Source organism: Quisquiliibacterium sp. (genome assembly GCF_982640115.1).
On sequence record NZ_CEXFHW010000211.1, the window covers coordinates 1 to 5,992 of the forward strand.

Consider the following 5,992-nt stretch of genomic DNA (forward strand, 5'->3'; position numbering starts at 1 on the left):
CGTATGCCGTCTTCTGCTCGCGGCGGTGCTGGGCATGGCCGGCGGGCGCCTGGTCATGGTGGCACTGCTGTGCAGTTCGCTGGGCACGGCCATCGCCTATGTCTGCTACAACCACAACCTCCTCGACCATGTCCACAAGGATGACCTCAGCCGGCTCGAGACCCTGCGCATGGTCGTGGCCGGGCCGGGCTGGGCGGCGGGGCCCCTGCTCGGGGTCTGGCTGCTCGGACTGTGGCCTGGCGCGCCCTTTGCCCTCTCCGGGCTGGCCGCCTGCGGCATGCTCGCCGCGCTCTGGCTCACCGGCATGGGCAGCGTGCGGGTGCCGACGGCGCGGGCCGCCCTTTCCGTCAATCCGCTGCATTACCTCGGCCGGTTTCTTGGCCGGCCGGCGCTGGTCGCCGGCTGGTTCCTGCTGGTGGTCCGCTCCTTTGGCTGGTCGATCTACATGGTCTATGTCGGCATCTATGCCATCCAGGCCGGGCTGGACGATAGCGTGGGCGGCATCACGGCCTCGCTCGCCTCCTGCGGGCTGTTCGCCACGCCGCTGATGCTGCGCTGGATCCGGCGCCGCTCGCTGCGCAGGGCGGTGCGCACCGGCTTTCTGGTGTCGGGCCTGTGCTTCCTGGGCGCAAGCCTCAGCGCGAGCCTGCCCTGGCCGACCATCGGTCTGCTGCTGTGCGGCGCGGCCTTCCTGCTGCTGCTCGACCTGTGCGGCGGCCTGCCCTTCCTGCTTTCGGTGCGGCCCTCCGAGCGCAGCGCGATGTCGGCAGTCAACGGCACGGTGCGCGATGTCTCCAACCTGGTCACGCCCGCCGTGGTCTGGCTGGTGCTGCTGGTGGGGCCGCTCCCGGCGGTGTTCGCGGCCGGCGGCGCAGGCCTGCTCGCCGCCTGGGTGGTGGCCGGCCGGATGCACCCGAACCTCGGGGTGCCGGTGGCCGAGCGGCGGCGCGACCGCACACGCATCTGAGCGCGTCCCGGCCCCACGGCGCCGGCCATCCGGGGCGTGCGTCTGCGGACCCGGCGCGCGAGGCGGTGTGGGTACAATCGGGGCGCCGGCCGCAGGCTTGCTCTGCCGCCGAGCCCATGACAACACGAACCGCCGGAGACACCCTCATGCAAGCCCCCGTCGCCGATGCCGCCCGCGAGCGCGCCTTCTCTCTGCCGCTGTCCGAGATCAATGTCAGCGATCCGCGCCTCTTCCAGGACGACACCATCGGTCATTACTTCGCGCGGCTGCGCCGCGATGACCCGGTGCATCACCAGGTCGACGAGCGCTTCGGCCCGTTCTGGTCGGTGACGAAGTACAAGGACATCATGCAGGTGGAGGTCAACCACCAGACCTACTCCTCGGACATCCACCTCGGCGGCATCAACATCCGCGATGTGCCCGAGGCGCATCGCCGGCCGATGTTCATCGCGATGGATCCGCCGCGGCATGATGACCAGCGCCGCACCGTGAGCCCCATCGTCGCGCCGGGCAACCTCGCGCAGATGGAAGCCACCATCCGGCAGCGCACCCGCAATGTGCTCGACAGCCTGCCGCGCAACGAAACCTTCAACTGGGTGGAGAAGGTCTCCATCGAGCTCACCACCCAGATGCTCGCCACGCTGTTCGACTTCCCCTTCGAGGATCGTCGCCTGCTCACCTGGTGGTCCGATGTGGCCACCGCCGACCTCACCGCCGGCGGCCCCATCGATTCCGACGAGAAGCGCACCGCCGAGCTGCTGAAGTGCCTGCAGTACTTCACCGGCCTCTGGAACGATCGTGTCCAGCGCCCGCCCGGCAACGACCTCATCTCCATGATGGCGCACTCGCCGGCCACCCGTAACCTCTCGCCGGTGGAGTTCCTGGGCAACCTGGTGCTGCTGATCGTGGGCGGCAACGACACCACCCGCAATTCCATGTCGGGCGGCCTGCATGCGCTGCTCACCCACCCCGGCGAGTTCGCCAAGCTGCGCGGCAATCCCGGCCTGATCGCCAGCCTGGTGCCCGAGATCATCCGCTGGCAGACCCCGCTGTCGCACATGCGGCGTACCGCCACGGCAGACGCCGAACTCGGCGGCAAGCAGATCCGCAAGGGCGACAAGGTCATCATGTGGTACCTCTCGGGCAACCGCGATGGCGAGGCCATCGAGCGGCCCGATGAATTCATCATCGACCGCGCCCGGCCGCGTCAGCACATCTCCTTCGGCTTCGGGATCCACCGCTGCGTGGGCAATCGCCTTGCCGAGCTGCAGCTGAAGATCCTCTGGGAAGAGATGCTGCCGCGCTTCCCGGTCATCGAGCTCATGGGCGAGCCCGAGCGCACCTTCTCCAACTTCGTCCACGGCTTCACCGCGCTGCCGGTGCGGATCCCCGGCTGATGGGCGCGGGCGTCCTCATCATCGGCGCGGGCCAGGCGGCCGGCGCGCTCGCCGCGGCGCTCCGTCAGGGCGGCTATGCCGACCCCGTCACCCTGGTGGGTGCCGAGCCGCTGCCGCCCTACCAGCGTCCGCCGCTGTCCAAGGCCCTGCTCAAGGGCGAGGCCGAGCCCGACAGCCTGCTGCTGCGGCCCGCGGCCTTCTATGCCGACAAGTCGATCAGCCTGCGGCTCGGCACGCGGGTGCAGGCCATCGACCGCGCCGCGCGCACGGTCAGCCTGAGCGATGGAAGCACGCTGTCCTGGTCCACGCTGGTGCTGGCCACCGGCTCGCGGCTGCGGCGGCTGGCGGTGCCGGGCATCGATGCCGCCGGTGTGCTCGAGCTGCGCACCGTGGCCGATGCCCAGGCGATCCGCTCCCGTCTGGGGCCGGGCAGCCGCCTCGCCGTGGTGGGCGGCGGCTATGTCGGCCTCGAGGTGGCGGCCTCGGCCCGCGCGCTGGGCGCCACGGTCACGGTCATCGAGCGCGAAGCCCGGCTTCTGGCGCGCGTGGCCTCCCAGACCCTCTCGGCCTTCTTCGCCGACAGCCATCGGGCCCAGGGCGTGAACCTGCTGCTTGGCGCCACCGTCAGCGGTTTCGAGCAGGCCGATGGCGCCGTGAGCGGCGTGCGCCTGGCCGATGGCCGGCTCATCGACTGCGACCTCGCGGTGGTGGGCATCGGCGCGCTCGCCGAAGACGCGCTCGCGTTGGCTGCCGGTCTGGCCTGCGAGGACGGCATCCTGGTCGATGAATCGGCCCGCACCAGCGACCCCGACATCTACGCCATCGGCGACTGCACCCGGCGGCCAGTGCCGCGCTACGGCATCCGCATGCGCCTCGAGAGCGTGCCCAACGCGCTCGAACAGGCCAAGCAGGCTGCCGCCGGCATCCTTGGCCAGCCCGCGCCGCGCGCTGAACTGCCCTGGTTCTGGTCTGATCAGTACGACCTGCGCCTGCAGATCGCCGGCCTGCCCATCGGCGTGGCCCGCGAGGTGGTGCGTGGCGATCCCGCCGGCAAGCGCTTCGCGGTCTTCCACCTCGATGCCGACAACCGCCTGCAGGCGGTCGAGGCGGTCAACTCGGTGGCCGAGTTTGCCGCGGCCCGCCAGTGGGCCGCGGCCGGGCAGGTGCTCGACCCGGCCCGCGTGGCCGATGCCGCCATCCCGGTCAAGCAGATTCCCGAGGCGCCCGCGGCCTGAGGCCGGTCCGCGTCGCCTGCATCCCCATCGTCCACCCCGCCGACGCCGGCGCCCCGACACAGGAATTCCCCATGCCCAAGGTCACCTTCATCGAACACAACGGCACCGCCCACACCGTCGAGGCGGTGGCCGGCCAGTCGCTGATGCGCGCCGCCGTCGACAACGGCGTGCCCGGCATCGACGCCGACTGCGGCGGCGAATGCGCCTGCGCCACCTGCCATGTCTATGTCGAGGCCGCCTGGCTGGCGCGCACCGGCGAGCGTTCCGAGATGGAGCAGAGCATGCTGAGCTTTGCGGCCGTCACGCAGGACAATTCCCGCCTGTCGTGCCAGGTGCAGATCACCCCCGCGCTCGACGGCCTGGTGGTGAGCCTGCCCGAGGGCCAGCACTGAGCCGCCGCACCGCCCGCCCTCGTCGCCCCACCGTCAGAACTCCGGAGTCCATGCCATGAAAGCCGCCGTCTTCCACGCCCCCAACCAGCCGCTCACCATCGAGGATGTCGAGATCGACAACCCCGGCCCGCGCGAGGTGCTGGTGCGCACCTCGGTGGCCGGCCTGTGCCACAGCGATCTGCACTTCATCGAGGGCAAGTACCCCACGCCGGTGCCCATCGTGCTCGGCCACGAGTCTTCCGGCATCGTCGAGAAGGTCGGCCGCGATGTCACCTATGTGAAGCCCGGCGACCATGTCATCACCTGCCTGTCGGTGTTCTGCGGCCACTGCGAGTTCTGCCTCACCGGCCACATGTCGATCTGCCAGAACCCCGAGGTGAAGATGCTGCCCGGCAAGGCCAGGCGCCTGCGCTGGAAGGGCGAGCACCTCAACCAGTTCACCAACCTGTCGTCCTTCGCCGAGCAGATGCTGGTGCACGAGCACGCCGTGGTGAAGATCACGCCCGACATGCCCATGGACCTCGCCGCGCTGATCGGCTGCGGCGTGATCACCGGCTACGGTGCGGCGGTGCACACCGCCAAGGTCGAGCCCGGCAGCACGGTGGCGGTGGTGGGCTGCGGCGGCATCGGTCTGGCCGCGGTGAACGGCGCCAAGATCGCGGGCGCGGCCCGCGTGATCGCCATCGACAAGGATCCGGCCAAGCTCGACCTGGCCCGTGCCTTCGGCGCCACCGAAGGCGTCATCGCCGGCGAAGACACCGCCAAGAAGATCATGGAGATGACCCAGGGCGGCGTGCACTACTCCTTCGAGTGCATCGGCCTGAAGCAGACCACCGAACTCTGCTTCCAGATGCTGCGCCCGGGCGGCACCGCCACCATCATCGGCATGATCCCGGTGGGCACCAAGATCGAACTGCACGGCCCCGACTTCCTGCGCGAGCGCCGCATCCAGGGTTCCATGATGGGTTCCAACCGCTTCCGCATCGACATGCCCCGGCTGATCGAGTTCTTCCAGCAGGGCCGGCTGCCGCTGTCGCAACTGGTGTCGGGCCGGCTCAAGCTCTCGCAGATCAACGAGGGCTTCGCAGCGCTGCAAAAGGGCGGCGTGGCGCGCAACGTCATCGTCTTCGACCAGTAATCCGGCATGGCGGTGTTCCACCGGGTGGTCCTGGCCACCGGCGCCGATGGCCGCGCGCGCTTCCACGAGGAGGCCATCGCGCTCGACCAGGGCACGCCGCAGTCGCGGCTCTCGGCGCTGATGGCCAGCGGCGGCTGCCAGCTGCGCGAGAGCCCGGTGGGCTTTCGCAGCGAGTTCCACTGCACCGGCAGCCCGCAGTGGTGCTTCATCCTGCGCGGGCGCATGGAGATCGGCCTGCAGGATGGCAGCGCCCGCGTGTTCGGCCCGGGCGAGCACTTCTACTCCGCCGATCTGCTGCCCGAGGGCGCGGTCTTCGACCCGGCGGTGCACGGCCATCGCAGCCGGCAGGTGGGCGAGGAGCCCCTGGTCACGCTGTTCGTGCGCGCCTGAATCGCGCCGGCGGCGCGGCTCGCGTACCCTGTCGACATGCTCGCCTACCGACACGGCTTTCACGCCGGCAATCACGGGGATGTGCTCAAGCACCTCGTGCTCATCCAGGTGCTCGATCACCTCGGCTCCAAGGACACCCCGCTGCGCTATGTCGACACCCATGCGGGTGCCGGCATCTACCTGCTGGCCGACCGCTTCGCGCAGACCACCGGCGAGTACGCCGAGGGCATCGGCCGGCTCTGGGATCGGCAGGAGTCGCCGCCCGCGGTGGCTCGCTATCTCGAGCTGATCCGCCGCTTCAATCCCGAGGGCGGTCTGGCGCAGTACCCCGGGTCGCCGGCGATCGCGCAGGCGCTGCTGCATCCGCAGGATCAGATGCGCCTGTTCGAGCTGCATCGCAGCGATCTCGACCTGCTGGTCGGGCATTTCGGGCGCACGCCGCGCACGCAGGTCACGCTGGCCGACGGCATACG

General features: G+C 70.2%; 7 protein-coding genes. All 7 read left to right on the forward strand.

Annotation, left to right across the window (positions count from 1 at the left end):
- Positions 1-967: MFS transporter (locus tag AC2H6A_RS17235; protein WP_484274949.1), on the forward strand; the 967-nt coding region annotated here is incomplete at its 5' end.
- 146 nt (positions 968-1,113) lie between these two features.
- Positions 1,114-2,364 carry a cytochrome P450 gene (locus AC2H6A_RS17240; protein WP_484274950.1) on the forward strand — a complete coding sequence of 417 codons (1,251 nt, stop codon included), beginning with the start codon at positions 1,114-1,116 and terminating at the stop codon, positions 2,362-2,364.
- Entirely contained in the window at positions 2,364-3,599 is a 1,236-nt protein-coding gene (locus AC2H6A_RS17245; RefSeq protein ID WP_484274951.1) for an NAD(P)/FAD-dependent oxidoreductase, read from the forward strand. Before AC2H6A_RS17240 ends, AC2H6A_RS17245 begins: the two co-directional genes overlap by 1 nt.
- A gap of 71 nt (positions 3,600-3,670) precedes the next feature.
- Positions 3,671-3,991 (forward strand): 2Fe-2S iron-sulfur cluster-binding protein, encoded by a 321-nt coding sequence (locus AC2H6A_RS17250; RefSeq protein ID WP_484274952.1) that lies wholly within the window; start codon positions 3,671-3,673, stop codon positions 3,989-3,991.
- 55 nt (positions 3,992-4,046) lie between these two features.
- The gene (locus tag AC2H6A_RS17255) at positions 4,047-5,129 is read left to right on the forward strand and encodes a Zn-dependent alcohol dehydrogenase (protein WP_484274953.1); all 1,083 of its coding nucleotides are present in this window, start codon (positions 4,047-4,049) and stop codon (positions 5,127-5,129) included.
- Positions 5,130-5,135: 6 nt separating this feature from the next.
- Entirely contained in the window at positions 5,136-5,519 is a 384-nt protein-coding gene (locus AC2H6A_RS17260) for a cupin domain-containing protein (RefSeq protein ID WP_484274954.1), read from the forward strand.
- A 36-nt stretch (positions 5,520-5,555) separates the two neighbouring features.
- Positions 5,556-5,992, forward strand: a 437-nt coding sequence (rlmJ, locus tag AC2H6A_RS17265) for a 23S rRNA (adenine(2030)-N(6))-methyltransferase RlmJ (RefSeq protein WP_484274955.1), incomplete at its 3' end; no start/stop codon positions are given.